The 14,775-nt window shown below is 71.2% G+C and carries 12 protein-coding genes; 4 read left to right on the top strand and 8 right to left on the bottom strand.

Going from position 1 to position 14,775, the window contains the following annotated elements; genetic code table 11:
- Positions 1-4 precede the first annotated feature (4 nt).
- Genes purU through glyA form a run of 6 tightly spaced genes read right to left on the bottom strand, consistent with a single transcriptional unit; the run spans position 5 to position 6,874 of the window.
- Entirely contained in the window at positions 5-847 is an 843-nt protein-coding gene (purU, locus tag AB0K15_RS11050) for a formyltetrahydrofolate deformylase (protein WP_364048222.1), read from the bottom strand.
- Positions 832-1,440, bottom strand: coding sequence for a sarcosine oxidase subunit gamma family protein (locus AB0K15_RS11045; protein ID WP_364048220.1), 609 nt, complete (start codon positions 1,438-1,440; stop codon positions 832-834). The genes purU and AB0K15_RS11045 overlap by 16 nt, the downstream gene beginning before the upstream one ends.
- Entirely contained in the window at positions 1,430-4,063 is a 2,634-nt protein-coding gene (locus AB0K15_RS11040; protein ID WP_364048218.1) for a 2Fe-2S iron-sulfur cluster-binding protein, read from the bottom strand. Before AB0K15_RS11040 ends, AB0K15_RS11045 begins: the two co-directional genes overlap by 11 nt.
- Complete coding sequence (locus AB0K15_RS11035; protein WP_364048216.1) at positions 4,060-4,338, bottom strand: sarcosine oxidase subunit delta; 279 nt, start codon at positions 4,336-4,338, stop codon at positions 4,060-4,062. The genes AB0K15_RS11040 and AB0K15_RS11035 overlap by 4 nt, the downstream gene beginning before the upstream one ends.
- Positions 4,339-4,346: 8 nt before the next feature.
- Positions 4,347-5,570 carry a sarcosine oxidase subunit beta family protein gene (locus tag AB0K15_RS11030; RefSeq protein ID WP_364048214.1) on the bottom strand — a complete coding sequence of 408 codons (1,224 nt, stop codon included), beginning with the start codon at positions 5,568-5,570 and terminating at the stop codon, positions 4,347-4,349.
- Positions 5,567-6,874: a serine hydroxymethyltransferase gene (glyA, locus tag AB0K15_RS11025; protein ID WP_364048212.1), complete on the bottom strand. Its 1,308-nt coding sequence runs from the start codon at positions 6,872-6,874 to the stop codon at positions 5,567-5,569. Before glyA ends, AB0K15_RS11030 begins: the two co-directional genes overlap by 4 nt.
- A gap of 80 nt (positions 6,875-6,954) precedes the next feature.
- Here glyA and AB0K15_RS11020 point away from each other — a divergent pair, with 80 nt between their 5' ends.
- Positions 6,955-7,617, top strand: coding sequence for a GntR family transcriptional regulator (locus AB0K15_RS11020; protein WP_364048210.1), 663 nt, complete (start codon positions 6,955-6,957; stop codon positions 7,615-7,617).
- On the opposite strand, the gene AB0K15_RS11015 is transcribed toward AB0K15_RS11020, so the two are convergent.
- Together AB0K15_RS11015 and AB0K15_RS11010 are read right to left on the bottom strand one after the other, a co-directional pair.
- On the bottom strand, positions 7,614-8,735 hold the full coding sequence (locus AB0K15_RS11015) for an aromatic ring-hydroxylating dioxygenase subunit alpha (protein WP_364048209.1): 1,122 nt from the start codon (positions 8,733-8,735) through the stop codon (positions 7,614-7,616). The two genes, AB0K15_RS11020 and AB0K15_RS11015, sit on opposite strands and share 4 nt — an antisense overlap.
- A 308-nt stretch (positions 8,736-9,043) precedes the next feature.
- Entirely contained in the window at positions 9,044-9,625 is a 582-nt protein-coding gene (locus AB0K15_RS11010; protein ID WP_364048207.1) for a TetR family transcriptional regulator, read from the bottom strand.
- A 197-nt stretch (positions 9,626-9,822) separates the two neighbouring features.
- Here AB0K15_RS11010 and AB0K15_RS11005 point away from each other — a divergent pair, with 197 nt between their 5' ends.
- From AB0K15_RS11005 to betA, 3 genes are read left to right on the top strand one after another with little or no spacing between them, the layout of a single operon-like run.
- Complete coding sequence (locus AB0K15_RS11005) at positions 9,823-11,289, top strand: aldehyde dehydrogenase family protein (protein WP_364048205.1); 1,467 nt, start codon at positions 9,823-9,825, stop codon at positions 11,287-11,289.
- Positions 11,290-11,339: 50 nt separating this feature from the next.
- Positions 11,340-12,917: an amino acid permease gene (locus AB0K15_RS11000; protein WP_364048203.1), complete on the top strand. Its 1,578-nt coding sequence runs from the start codon at positions 11,340-11,342 to the stop codon at positions 12,915-12,917.
- A gap of 14 nt (positions 12,918-12,931) precedes the next feature.
- Complete coding sequence (gene betA, locus AB0K15_RS10995) at positions 12,932-14,590, top strand: choline dehydrogenase (RefSeq protein WP_364048201.1); 1,659 nt, start codon at positions 12,932-12,934, stop codon at positions 14,588-14,590.
- Positions 14,591-14,775: the final 185 nt, after the last annotated feature.

Here is a 14,775-nt window from a genome sequence, read left to right as displayed (position 1 = left end):
CTCCTTACCGGAAGACGACGGTGCTGTTGCCGTTGAGCAGGACGCGCCGTTCGCTGTGCCAGCGGACCGCCCGGGACAAGGCGAGCGCCTCGGCGTCACGTCCCACGGTGACCAGCTCCCGCGGCGAGTACGTGTGGTCCACGCGCTGCACCTCCTGCTCGATGATCGGGCCCTCGTCGAGGTCGGGTGTCACGTAGTGCGCGGTCGCGCCGACGTACTTCACGCCCCGGTCGTAGGCCTGGTGGTACGGCTTCGCGCCCTTGAACCCGGGCAGGAACGAGTGGTGGATGTTGATCGCGCGGCCCGCGAGCTTGCCGCACAGCTCGTCCGAGAGCACCTGCATGTACCGGGCGAGCACGACGAGGTCGATCTCGTTTTCCCACAGCAGGTCCAGCAGCCGCTGCTCGGCCCCGGCCTTCGTCGCCGGCGTCACCGGCACGTGCTCGAAGCGCACCCCCGCCGCCTCGACCATCGGACGCAGGTCTTCGTGGTTCGACACCACCAGCGCGATCTGCGCGCCCAGGCTGCCGGCGCGCCACCGGAACAGCAGGTCGTTGAGGCAGTGCCCGAACTTCGACACCATCACCAGGACCCGCGGCGCAGTGCCGTCGGCGAACTCGAACTCCATGCCGAAGTCACCCGCCACCGGCACGAACGCCCGCCGCAGATCGTCCACAGTGGCCGGCACGGAACACGTGAACGAGGTGCGCAGGAACAGGGAGCCGCGCACGTCGTCGTCGAACTGCTGGTGCTCCACGATGTCGCACCCGCGCTCCAGCAGGAACGTGGTGACGGCGTGGACGATGCCCGCGCGTTCGGGACACTTGAGCGTCAGCGTGAAGGCCACGGTGCCTCCTCCGTGTACACGGCCTCCTGGGTGTACTCGGTGGCGGCATCGGCCAGCCACGCGGCGAAGTAGGGCGCGAAGGACTGGCGCACGAGCACGGTGAACTCGCCGGCTTCGCGGACCAGCAGGACGATCCCCGTGCGGGCCAGCAACGTCTGCACGCACGTGCCGGGCGGCGACACGGCCGGGTCCAAGTCGATCGCGCAGCCGTGCGCGAGCACGTCGCGCACAGCGGGCCCCGCCAGGCGGACGGTGGTGCGCTGGGCCGACGTGTCGGTCACCGCGCCGACCGCGATCGCGGGCCGCAGGTCCGGTTCGGTCACCGTGCCGGGCCCGGCGAGGACCAGGTACTCGTCCGGGCCCAGCCACAGCACGTCGACGGCGCCGAGGGGACCGGCACCGGAGGTGAAGGTGCACGGCTCGGCCGGCAGCGGCACACCGAGCGCCGCCCCCACGGCGTCGCGGCCTTCGCGCACCCGCACGGTGAGCTGCGTCAGGAACGGCCGCTCCTCCGCGACCACGGCGGGTGCGAGGGCGGCCAGCGAGGCCGCGTGGTCCGCGAGCGGGGCGCGGCGCATCAGGTCAACCGTCACGACGGGTCCCCTCCTTGTCGAACAGCACGGACTCGGTCACGGTCACCGGCACCACGGCGTCGCCGACCGGCACGTACAGCGTCTGGCCGACGCGTTCCCGGCCGGACCGCACCAGAGCCAGGGCGAACGTGCGGCCCAACGCGGCGCTGCGGTAGCTGGACGTGACGTGGCCGAGCATGCGCACGGGCGGCTCGGGCACGTGGTCGGTCTCGATGAGCTGCGAGCCTTCCGGCAGCAGCACGGCCGGGTCCTGCGGCAGCAGGCCGACGAGCTGCTTGCGGTCGGGCCGCAGGTTCTCCGCGCGGGTGAAGGACCGCTTGCCGAGGAAGTCGGGCTTCTTCTTCGACACGGCCCAGCTCATGCCGAGGTCCTGCGGGGTCACCGTCGCGTCGGTCTCCTGGCCGATGATCGGGTAGCCCTTCTCGGCGCGCAGCACGTGCATGGTTTCCGTGCCGTACGGCGTGATCCCGTCCTCGGCGCCGGCCGCCAGCAGTGCTTCCCACAGCGTGATGCCGTGCCACGAGGGCACGTTGAGCTCGTACGCCAGCTCACCGGAGAAGCTGATCCGGCAGACGCGGGCGTCGATGCCGGCGACCTCGGCGTCCTGCCAGGTCATGAAGCCGAAGGCATCGTTCGACACGTCGAGCCCGGGCGCCGCCTTCGCCAGCACCGCCCGTGAGCGCGGGCCGACGAGCGGGATCGTGGCCCAGTGCTCGGTCACCGACGTGGCGAACACCCGCAGGTGCGGCCACTCCGTCTGCAGCCACTCCTCCATCCACTCCAGCACCATCGCCGCGTTGCCCGTGGTCGTGGTGACGAGGAACCGGTCCTCGGCCACGCGGATCACGGTGCCGTCGTCGATGACCATGCCGTCGACCCCGCACATCACGCCGTAGCGGATGCGGCCGAGGGTGAGCGAGCTCATCAGGTTCGTGTAGAGCAGGTCGAGGAACGCCGCGGCGTCCGGGCCCTGCACGTCGATCTTGCCGAGCGTGGAGCCGTCCATCAGCGCGACGCCGGTCCGGGCGGCGCGGCATTCGCGCAGCACGGCCGCTTCCCGGTCCTCGCCCGGCCGCGGGTAGTACCAGGGCCGCTTCCACTGGCCGACGTTCTCGAACTCCGCGCCGTGCTCGACGTGCCACGGGTGCAGCGCCGTGACTCGCACCGGGTCGTGCAGGTCGCCGCGGTTGCGCCCGGCCAGCGCGGCGAACGACACGGAGGTGTAAGGCGGGCGGAACGTCGTCGGCCGCTGCCCGGCCAGGTCACGCCCGAGCGCGTCGGCGGTGATGCCCGCGGCGAGCAGCCCGGACGTCTTGCCCTGGTCGTGCGCGGTGCCGATGGTCGTGTAGCGCTTCACGTGTTCCAGGGACCGCAGTCCGGCGCCGGTCGCGCGCAGGACGTCGGACACGGTCGCGTCGCGTTGCAGGTCGACGAACCGGGTGTCCACTTCGGACTCCGCCGCCGGGACCTGCCACAGCACCTTCGCCTCCGGCAGCCCTTCCCCCGCCGCGCTGCCGACGACGCGCACGGCCTGCAGGTCACCGTCCGGCACGTACGCGCCGAGCTCGGGTGCGTAGCGCAGCGTGCCGCGGGCCTGGCTGAACAGGTGCACGGCCGGGTTCCAGCCGCCGGACACGAGCAGCAGGTCACAGGCGAAGCGATCCCCTTGCGTGGCCCCGAGTTCCGCGACGACCGCCGACGTGATGCGGTCACCGCCGGCGGTACCGACGACCCCGTGCCCGGTCCGGATCTCGATGCCCCGGGCCGCGGCGGCTTCCCCCAGCCGGGCGGACACGGTGTCCCGCGCGTCGGCGATCACCGCGATCCGCGCACCGGCGTCGGCGAGGTCGAACGCGGCCGCATAGGCGCTGTCGTTGGTGGTGAACACGACCGCGCGCTGCCCGGCGAGCACGCCGTAGCGGTTCAGGTAGGTCCGCGCCGCGCCGGCGAGCATGATGCCCGGCCGGTCGTTGTCGGGGAAGACCACGGGCCGCTCGTGCGCCCCGGTCGCGAGCACGATCCGCTTCGCGCGGATCCGCCACACGCGCTGGCGCGAGATCCGCTCGGGGGCCGCGTTCTCGCCGCGGCGTTCCAGCGCCAGCACGAACCCGTCGTCGTACACGCCGAACGCCGTCGTGCGGGAGAGGAACCCGACGCCGTCGGGGATCTCGCCGCTCGGCTCGGGCTGGTCGTCGACCAGGAGCACCCTGCCGGAGGCGCCGGCCGCCGCGGCCAGCCCGGCCGGACCGGCGCCGACGACCAGGACGTCGCAGTGGACGTGCTTGGCGTCGTAGCGCGCCGGGTCGGGCTCGGCGGCCAGCTTGCCCTGGCCGGGCAGGCCGCGGGCGACCAGGCCGTCGTAGAGCTCGACAGTAGTCGCGCTGAGCATCGGCTCCGGGAACGGCGCTTCGATCTGCACGAGCGCGGTCGCGTCCTCGACGCCGGCCGCCAGGATCCCGCGCGGACGGCCGTACTTGATGCTCGTGGCCACCTGGTGCACGCCGTTCGCGAGCAGGGCCGAAGCGAGGGTGTCACCGCGGAAGCCGGTCAGCTCCCGGCCGTCGAAGGTGAACTTCAGCGGGGCCGTGCGGTCGACGACGCCGCGGCCGGGCAGCCGGGTCACGGGATCACCGGCCTGGGCTCGTCGAGGCGGTAGACCGCCAGGAGGTCGTGGGTGCGGGTGTCGCGCACGGCGTTGAACCACCGGCGGCAGCCCGCGCTGTGGGTCCACCGCTCGGGCAGCGGGCCGCTGGGGTTGGCGCGGAAGAAGACGAACTTCGCCCAGTCGTCGTCGGACAGTGCGGCCGGGTCCTGCGGGTAGGCGACGTGCGCCTGGCCGCCGTAGTGGAACTCGGTCTCCTCGCGGGGACCGCACCACGGGCACGGGATGAGTTGCACGGGAGCTCCTAGTGGGCGACGGCTGCGGCGCCGTGCTCGTCGACGAGGGCGCCGGTGGTGAACCGCTCGAGGGTGAACGGCTCGGCGTAGGGGTGCGGCTTGCCTTTCGCGACGGTGTGGGCGAAGCAGTCGCCGACGCCGGGCGTGGCCTTGAACCCGCCGGTGCCCCAGCCGCAGTTGACGTAGAGGTTCTCCACGGGGGTGAGGCCGACGATCGGCGACGCGTCCGGCGTGACGTCCACGATCCCGGCCCACGTGCGCAGCAGGTGCGCCCGCGCGAACACCGGGAACAGCTCCAGCGCCGCGGCCATCTGGTCCTCGATGACGTGGAACGCGCCGCGCTGGCCGTAGCCCGCGTAGGAGTCGATGCCGGCGCCCATCACGAGCTCGCCCTTGTGGGCCTGCGAGACATACACGTGCACGGCGTTCGACATGACCACCGTCGGGTGCACCGGTTCGAGCAGCTCCGACACCAAGGCCTGCAACGGGTGCGACACGAGCGGCAGGTCGAACCCCGCCATCTTCGCGACCACGGACGAATGCCCGGCGGCGCACAGCGCGACCTTGCCCGCGGCGATCCGGCCGCGAGTCGTGTCGACCGCCCGCACGCGACCGGCCGCGGTCTGGATCCCCGTCACCTCGCAGTCCTGGATGAGGTCGACACCGAGCGCCGCCGCGGCGCGGGCGAAGCCCCACGCGACGTAGTCGTGCTTCGCGATCCCGGCGCGCGGCTGGTAGGTGGCGCCCAGCACCGGGTACCGCACGCCGGGCGAGGTGTTGACGATCGGGCAGATCTCCTCGACTCCGGCCGCGTCGACCCACTCGGCGTCGATGCCGTTGAGCTTGTTGGCCTCGACGCGGCGGACGCTGTCGCGCACGTCCTGCAGGCTGTGCGCGAGGTTGAGCACGCCGCGCTGGCTGAACAGGATCGGGTAGCCGAGGTCGTCTTCGAGGCCTTCCCACAGCTTCAGCGAGTGCTCGTAGATGCCGGAGCTCTCGTCCCACAGGTAGTTGGACCGGATGATGGTGGTGTTGCGGGCCATGTTGCCGCCCGCGAGCCAGCCCTTCTCCAGCACGGCGACGTCGGTGACGCCGTGGACCTTCGCCAGGTAGTAGGCGGTGGCGAGGCCGTGGCCCCCGCCGCCGACCACGACGACGTCGTAGGACCGCTTCGGTTCCGGGTTGTCCCAGAGGAAGTCGGGGTGTTCGGGCAGGTCGGCGCCGGGGGTCATCGGGCGGCCTCCAAGTCCGGGTAGAGCGGGAACCGCGCGGTGAGAGCGCAGACGCGGGCGCGCAGCTTCCCGGCGAGCGTTTCGTCGAAACCGGGCAGCAACGCCGTGGCCACGATGTCGGCGGCCTCCCGGAACTCGTCGTCACCGAAGCCGCGCGTGGCCAGCGCGGGGGTGCCGACGCGGATGCCGGAGGTGACCATCGGCGGGCGCGGGTCGAACGGCACCGCGTTGCGGTTGACCGTGATCCCGACCGAGTGCAACCGGTCTTCGGCCTGCTTTCCGTCCAATGCGGAATCGCGCAGGTCGGCGAGCACCAGGTGCACGTCGGTGCCGCCGGTCAGCACCGAGATCCCCGCCGCCGCGGTGTCCTCGGCGAGCAGGCGCTCGGCGAGCAGCTTCGCGCCGCGCACCGTGCGCGCCTGGCGTTCGGCGAACTCCGGTTCGGCGGCCATCTTGAACGCCACCGCCTTCGCCGCGATCACGTGCTCCAGCGGGCCGCCCTGCTGGCCGGGGAACACCGCGGAGTTGACCTTTTTCGCCAGCTCGGGGTCGTTCGTCAGCACGACGCCGCCGCGTGGGCCGCCGAGGGTCTTGTGCGTGGTGGTGGTCGTGACGTGCGCGTGGGGCACCGGCGACGGGTGCAGCCCGGCGGCCACGAGGCCGGCGAAGTGGGCCATGTCGACCATCAGGTACGCGCCCACCTCGTCGGCGATCTCGCGGAACCGCGCGAAATCCAGCCGGCGCGGGTAGGCCGACCAGCCGGCGATGATCAGTTTCGGCCGGTGTTCCCGTGCGAGCCGCGCGACCTCGGCCATGTCCACCCGGAAGTCCTTTTCGGACACTTCGTAGGCCGAGACTTCGTAGAGCAGGCCGGAGAAGTTGATCCGCATGCCGTGGGTGAGGTGCCCGCCGTGCGCGAGCGCGAGGCCGAGGATGCGGTCGCCGGGCTCGAGCAGCGCGGCCATGGCGGCGGCGTTGGCCTGCGCGCCCGAATGCGGCTGGACGTTGGCGAAGCGGGCGCCGAAGAGCTCCTTGACGCGCTCGCGCGCCAGGTTCTCCAGCACGTCCACGTGCTCGCACCCGCCGTAGTAGCGCCGGCCGGGGTAGCCCTCGGCGTACTTGTTGGTGAGCACCGAGCCCTGGGCCTGCAGCACGGACAGCGGCGCGAAGTTCTCGCTGGCGATCATCTCCAGCGTCGAGGCCTGGCGGCGCAGCTCGGCGCCGATCGCGGCGGCCACGTCCGGGTCGAAGTCCCGCAGAGAGCGGCCGAGCACGGCGGTCGCTTTCCCGATCGTCGAGGTCATTCCTGCCTGCTTCCGTTCACTGAGCTCAGAACTGGCTGGTCGACTTCTGATATATCAATCTTCGATGTAGGGTAGGCGGGGTGAGCACCCAGGTCAACAGCCCGATCCCGGTCAGCAGCCCGTCACTTGCGGAACAGGCCTACCTGTTCATCCGCGACCGCCTCGTCATGCTCGACATCAAACCGGGCGACCCGATCAACGAAGACTGGCTCGGCAGCACGCTCGGCATGGGCCGCACGCCCGTGCGCGAGGCGCTCAAACGCCTCGAGACCGAGCATCTCGTGGTCGCCTACCCACGCCGCGGCACGTTCGCCACCGACGTGAACATCTCCGACCTCGCGCACATCTCCGAGGTGCGCCGCACGCTGGAGCCGATGGCGACGGCGGCCGCGGCCGAGCGCGCCTCGGACGCCGACCGCGCCGGTCTCACCGTGCTGCGCGAGCAGCTCGACGCGGCGAACCCGGCCGACAACACCGAGCTGCTGCGCACCGACCTCGAGCTGCACCGCGCGATCTACAGCTGCGTGCACAACCCGTTCCTCGAGGACACCCTGATCCACTACGACAACCTCGCCACCCGCATCTGGTGCGTGTTCCTGCCGCGCCTGCGCGGCATGGCCGGCCACGTGAACGAGCACCTGCCGCTGCTCACGGCGATCATCGAGGGCGACGCGAAGAAGGCCGCCGACCTCACGCTCGACCACGTGACCGGGTTCGAACAGGCGATCCGGGCGCTGATCTAGGCTTCGGTCCGCGCGCGGACCCAGTCGTGGAACGCGCCGATGTGGTGCTCGCTCGGCACAAGCACCCCGCCGCGCGCGTAGGACCGCGAGTCCATGGCGAGCTGGCAGCGTTCGCACGCCTCGAAGTCCTGCAGGTTCACGCGGTGGAACAGCTCCACCGAGCGGTCGAGGTCCACTCCGGACTCCACGACCTCCGGCAGGTAGAGCCAGTCGCACACCACGAGCGTACGGTCGGGGGCCAGCGGGAACATCCGGTGCAGGATCACGTGGTCCGGCACGAGGTTCACGAACACCTGCGGCCGGATGGTGATCGCGTAGTACCGGCGGTCCTGGTGCTCCCCCACCCCCGGCAGCCGCGTGACGCCGGCGCTGCCGTCCACGGTGAACCCGGCGATCTGCTCGCCGAACTCGGCGCCGTGGCCCACGTAGTACTGCGCGGCGTAACCGTCGGCGAACTCCGGGAGCACCTCGGTGAGCTCCGGGTGGATCGTCGCGCAGTGGTAGCACTCCATGAAGTTCTCGATGATCTGCTTCCAGTTGGCCTTCACGTCGTACTCGATGCGCCGGCCCAGCGCGAGCCCGTCGAGCCCGTACGCCTCGATCTCCCCCGGCCCGCCGAGCCGGTCCGAGACGTCGGCCATCACGGTCGCCTCGAACGACGGCGGCTCCTCCGCGAGGCACACCCACGCGTAGCCGAGCCACTCGCGCACTGCCAGCTTCGTGAGCCCGTACTCGGTGCGGTCGACGTCGGGCATGCCGGTGAGGTTCGGCGCGGCGACGAGCTTGCCGTCGAGGCCGTAGGTCCACGCGTGGTACATGCACTGGAACGCGCGCTTCACCTGCCCGCTCCGGTCGGTGCACAGGCGCGCGCCGCGGTGGCGGCACACGTTGAGGAAGGCGTTCACCTTCCCGTCGCGGCCCCGGGCGACGAGCACGCTCTCGCGGCCGATCCGCACGGTCTCGAACGCCCCCGGCGCAGGCAGGTCCGCGGTGCGCACGGCGCAGAACCAGTCCGTCTCGAAGATCCGCTCCTGCTCGCGGGCGAAGATCTCCGGGTCGGTGTAGTGGCGGCCGGTCAGTGTCGGCAGGAGGCTCTGCGGGAGGTCGGTGGTGGTCACCGGCGGTGCTCCTCTCGGGGCGGGACGGTCGGTGCGGCCTGGTTCGACGAGGGCCGGGTCGAATAGGGCTGGGTCGAATAGGGCTGGGTCTAGGAAGGACGTGCCGGGCGCGAAAACGGCAGAAGTCACGGGAGAGGCACCGCCGGTGTTGATGTTGCGCAGAGCGCGCCGGGTTGCTCTCTCCGGAACACAATGCGGGCGCTCGCCCGGCGCTGTCAAGGACGGGATTTTCGCGTCACCCGATTACCGGACCCCGCCGCGAACCTGGTGCGCGGAAGCGGTTTCGGCTCAACCCCAACGAGAGCCGGTCAGGCCGCGGGGCCCTCGATGGCGCGCCGGAAGAGCGCTTCGATCTCCGGCCGGGTCGGTGGCGGGTCGGCCAGCGCCGCCTGCATGAGCAGGCCGCAGAACAACCCGGCGAGCAGCCGGCCGGTGAGCGGGTCGGTGCGGGTGGAGAAGAGCTTGATCAGGGCGTCGTCCCACGCTGCGCTCGCCGGACGCAGCCGCGGCCGGTGCAGGGCGGCGACGTACAGGTCGTACTCGACGACCGTGTGCGGGTAGAGCTCGTGGATGTAGCCCATCACCAGATCGGCCAGCGCCGCGGCGAAGTCGGCGTCCGCGTCCAGCGCCCGCTCCCACTCCTGAAGCTCGCGCACGTTGTTCGCGGCGGCCTCGTGCAGCGCCACTTCGAGCAGGTCGTCGAGTGTCGCGAAGTGGTAGGTCGTGGAGCCGAGCGGCACCCCGGCCGCCGCCGCGACCGCGCGGTGGGTCAGCCCGTCGATGCCGCGTTCGGCGACGACCTCGATGGCCGCCTTCGCGATCCGGGCCCGCCGCTCGGGGTCGTTGGGGCCGCGCAGCTTCCTGCGCCCGGCGGTGTCACGCGTCGTCATCGCCGCCAAGCTCCTTCACTCACCGGTCTCGTCGGGCACCCCTGATCGTCGCACGGCCTCGCGCGAACGCCGGGTGCCGGCGCCGAGAACTCGTTGTGGACATGTGTACACGCTTAGCGTACAAATGTACGCACTCGAAGTGCCGCGCGTCACACCTCGCGTGGCAAAAGGCTCCGCGAGCTGCTTGGGAAGGCCTGATGAAGGACCTCCACATCGACGGAATCTGGACCGAAGCCGCCGGCGAGGCGCGCTCGGAAGTGCTCAACCCCGCCAACGGCGAAGTGCTGGCCACCGTGGCCTTGGCGGGCCCGGCCGAGGTCGGCGCCGCCGTGACCGCGGCCCGCCGCGCGTTCGACGGCGGGCCCTGGCGAAGAACGACCGCGGCCGACCGCGCGGACCTGCTCACCCGCATCGCCGCGCTGCTGCAGCGCGACCGCGAGGACCTGGCCCGCACCGAAACGCTCGACACCGGCAAGACGCTGGCCGAGGGCCGCATCGACATCGACGACGTCACCGCGGTCTTCCGCTACTACGCCGCACTGGCCGCGCACGACGCCGGGCGCGTGGTGGACACCGGCGACCCGCGGGCGATCAGCCGGATCACGCACGAGCCGGTGGGCGTCTGCGCGCTCATCGCGCCGTGGAACTACCCGCTGCTGCAGATGTCGTGGAAGCTCGCGCCGGCGCTGGCGGCGGGCAACACCACCGTGCTCAAGCCGAGTGAGGTCACGCCGCTGTCCACGATCCGGCTCGTCGCGCTCGCCGAAGAAGCGGGGGTGCCGCCCGGGGTGGTGAACCTGCTGCTCGGCCCGGGTGCCGTCGGCGCCGCCCTGGTGGCACACGCCGGCGTCGACCTCGTGTCGTTCACCGGCGGGCTCGCCACGGGCGAGAAGATCATGGCCGCGGCCGCGCGCGGGGTCCGGCGCGTGGCCCTCGAACTGGGCGGCAAGAACCCCAACGTGGTGTTCGACGACGCCGATTTCGAGACCGCGCTGGACTACGCGCTGGCCGCCGCGTTCGTCCACTCCGGACAGGTCTGCTCGGCCGGCGCGCGGCTGATCGTGCAGGACGGCGTGCACGACCGCTTCGTCGCCGAGCTCGCGGCGCGGGCCGACCGGATCCGCATCGGCGACGGGCTCGACCCCGCCAGCGAAGCGGGACCGCTCGTGTCCGAACAGCACCGGGCGAAGGTCGAGGGCTGCATCGCCGGCGCGATCGAGGCGGGTGCGAAGCTGCGCGCGGGCGGCGTCCGGCCCGACGAACCCGCGCTGGAGCGCGGTTTCTTCTTGCGCCCCACCGTGTTCTCGGGCTGCACCCGGGAGATGGCGGTGGTGCGGGAGGAAGTCTTCGGTCCGGTGGTGACCGTCGAGCGGTTCACCGACGAGGCCGAGGCGATCACGCTCGCCAACGACACCGACTACGGGCTCGCCGGCGCCGTGTGGACGTCGGACGCGGGGCGGGCGCAGCGCGTGGCCGCGGCTCTTCGCCACGGCACCGTGTGGATCAACGACTACCACCCCTACCTGCCGCAGGCGGAGTGGGGCGGGTTCGGCCGGTCGGGCATCGGCCGCGAGCTCGGTCCCTCGGGGCTGGCGGAGTACCGCGAGACCAAGCACGTCTACCACAACATCGACCCCGTACCGCAGCGCTGGTTCAAAGGCTGATTCCTGCCCGCCCCCTGTTCCCTCCCCACCACCCTTGAGGACGACGAACCATGACCACACGATCCAAGCCGGCGGGCGGGGGGTCCGCCGGGGACCACTCCGACAGCTCCGAGCTCGCCAAGTTCGGCTACCGCCAGGAGCTCGAGCGCTCGCTCGGCTCCTTCTCCAGCTTCGCCGCCGGGTTCAGCTACATCTCGATCATGACCGGCGTGTTCCAGCTGTTCTTCTTCGGCTTCGGCTCGGGCGGCCCGGCCTTCATCTGGACCTGGCCGCTCGTCTTCATCGGCCAGCTGGCCGTGGCGTTGTGCTTCGCCGAGCTGGCCGGGCAGTTCCCGCTCGCCGGTTCGGTGTACCAGTGGGCCAAGCAGATCGCGAAACCGGCGACGTCGTGGCTCGCGGGCTGGATCATGATCATCGGCGCGATCGTGACCGCCGCGGCCGTCGCGGTGGCCTACCAGATCATCCTGCCGCAAGTCTCCACCGCGTTCCAGATCGTCGGCAGCGACGCCGATGCCGGTCTCACGTCCACCCCCGGCGGCGCGCAGAACGCGATCATCCTCGCGCTCGTGCTCGTGGTGTTCGCGACGATCGTGAACATCATCGGCGTGAAGCTCATGGCGAAGATCAACAACTTCGGCGTCGCCGTGGAACTCGGCGCGAGCATCCTGCTGATCATCGCGCTCGCCGTGCACATCAAGCGCGGCCCCGGCCTGGTGTTCGACACGCACGGGACCGGCGACGGCCAGTCGCTCGGTTATCTCGGCGCGTTCCTGGTCGCGTCGCTGATGAGCGCGTACGTGTTCTACGGCTTCGACACCGCGGGCTCGCTCGCGGAGGAGACCACGCAGCCGCGCAAGCACGCGCCGCGCGCCATCATCCGCGCGCTCACGGCCGCCTTCATCGTGGGCGGGCTGATCATGCTCGTCGGCATGATGGCCGTCGGCGACCTCAACGCCGACGAGCTCTCCACGTCCGGCATGCCGTACCTGCTCAAGAGCACGCTCGGCACGGGCCTCGGCGATGCGTTCCTGATCTGCTCGGCCATCGCGATCACGGTGTGCTGCCTGGCCGTGCAGACCGCCGCGATCCGCATGACGTTCGCGATGGCCCGCGACGGGCGGCTGCCGTTCGGCAAGGCGCTGGCCAAGGTGTCGCCGCGCTCGAAGACGCCGATCCTGCCCGCGCTGATCACCGGCGGGCTCACCGTGGTGGTGCTGCTGATCAACCTCGGCAACCAGCGCGCGTTCTTCGTGCTCACCTCGACGGCGATCATCCTGTTCTACATCCCGTACCTGATGGTCACCGGCCCGATGCTGGTGCGCCGCCTGCGCGGGCAGTGGCCGCGCCCCGAGCACGGCCCGTACTTCAAGCTCGGCCGCTGGGGCACGCTCGTGAACCTCGTCGCCGTGCTCTACGGCGCGGGCATGACGATCAACCTGATCTGGCCGCGCGCCGAGGTCTACGGCGACGACCACTGGTACTTCCAGTGGGGCGCCGTACTCATCACCGCGTTGATCGCGCTCGTGGGCGGGGTCCTGCTGTGGGTCCGCCGCCGGCACTGGGCCACCGCGCACACGAGCCCCGAGCACCAGCCGGACACCCCGGCGCCCGGTTCCGTGACCGGCTGAGCGAAGGAGGAGAAATGAGTACCGAGACCTACGACTTCGTCATCGTCGGCGGCGGGTCCGCGGGCTGCGCGCTCGCCAACCGCCTCTCCGCCGACCCCGCGACGACGGTGCTGGTCCTCGAAGCCGGCCGCGAGGACGCGAAGTGGGACGTGTTCATCCACATGCCCGCCGCGCTGACCTTCCCCATCGGCAGCAAGTTCTACGACTGGGGCTACCGCAGCGAACCCGAACCGCACATGAACCGGCGGCGGATCTACCACGCGCGCGGCAAGGTCCTCGGCGGGTCCAGCAGCATCAACGGGATGATTTTCCAGCGCGGCAACCCGCTCGACTACGAGCGCTGGGCGGGTGACCCCGGGATGTCCGACTGGGACTACGCCCACTGCCTGCCGTACTTCCGCCGCATGGAGAACTGCCTCGCCGACGCGCCCGACGGGCCTTGGCGCGGCCACGACGGCCCGCTCGAGCTGGAACGCGGCCCGGCGACCAACCCGTTGTTCGAAGCGTTCTTCGACGCCGCGGTGCAGGCGGGTTACCCCCGCACCGACGACGTGAACGGCTACCGGCAGGAGGGTTTCGCGGCCTTCGACCGCAACGTCCGCAAGGGACGGCGCCTCTCGGCCGCCCGCGCGTACCTGCACCCGGTGCGGCACCGGAAGAACCTCACCGTGAAGACCCACGCGTTCGTGTCGCAGATCCTGTTCGACGGCACCCGCGCGATCGGCGTCGAGTACGCGCAGGGCCGCGGCGCACCGGGTGAGGTGTACGGCAAGGAGATCATCCTGTGCGGCGGCGCGATCAACACGCCGCAGCTGCTGCAGCTCTCCGGCGTCGGCAACGCGGCCGAGCTGGAGGAGCTGGGCATCGACGTGGTGCGCGACCTGCCGGGCGTCGGCGAGAACCTGCAGGACCACCTCGAGGTCTACATCCAGTACGCGTGCAAGCAGCCGGTCTCGATGCAGCCCTCGCTCGCGAAGTGGAAGCGCCCGTGGATCGGCGCGCAGTGGCTGTTCCTGCGCTCGGGACCGGCCGCCACCAACCACTTCGAGGGCGGCGGGTTCGTCCGGAGCAACGACGAGGTGGCCTACCCCAACCTGATGTTCCACTTCCTGCCCATCGCCATCCGCTACGACGGCTCGGTGCCGGCGGGCGGGCACGGCTACCAGGTGCACGTCGGGCCGATGTACGCCGACACCCGCGGAACGGTGAAGATCACCTCCACCGACCCGCGCGAGCACCCGGCGCTGCGGTTCAACTACCTGTCCACGGAGAACGACCGCCGCGAGTGGGTCGAGGCCGTGCGGGTGGCGCGCAAGATCCTCAACCAGAGCGCGCTCGACCCGTTCAACGACGGCGAGATCTCGCCCGGACCGGCCGTGGAGACCGACGAGGAGATCCTCGACTGGGTCGCCAAGGACGCCGAGACCGCGCTGCACCCCTCGTGCACCGCGAAGATGGGCATGGACGAGCTGTCGGTGGTGGACCCGGGCAGCATGCGCGTACACGGCACCGAGGGCCTGCGGGTGGTCGACGCGTCGGTGCTGCCCTACATCCCCAACGGCAACATCTACGCGCCGGTGATGATGACCGCCGAGAAGTCCGCGGACCTGATCCTCGGCAACACCCCGCTCGCGCCGATCAAGCAGCCCTTCCACCGCCACAGTCCCGCGTAGCCGCCGCTCTCCCGGACCCGTGCGCCCGCCCGGCGCACGGGTCCGCGGCGTGCCCGGGAACGGGCCACAAAATCCGCCCCGATCGGACCCCGGGCACCCCTTGACGGCACCCCGCCCGCGCGCTCAGACTTGTTGCGTATCGCGTTCTGCGTTCCTTCATACGCAACACACCGACCCAGCTCCTC

The sequence above is a fragment of the Amycolatopsis sp. NPDC049253 genome (assembly GCF_040678995.1).
In the GTDB taxonomy this organism is placed as follows: Bacteria; Actinomycetota; Actinomycetes; order Mycobacteriales; family Pseudonocardiaceae; genus Amycolatopsis.
This window is presented reverse-complemented; position numbering and strand designations above follow the sequence as displayed.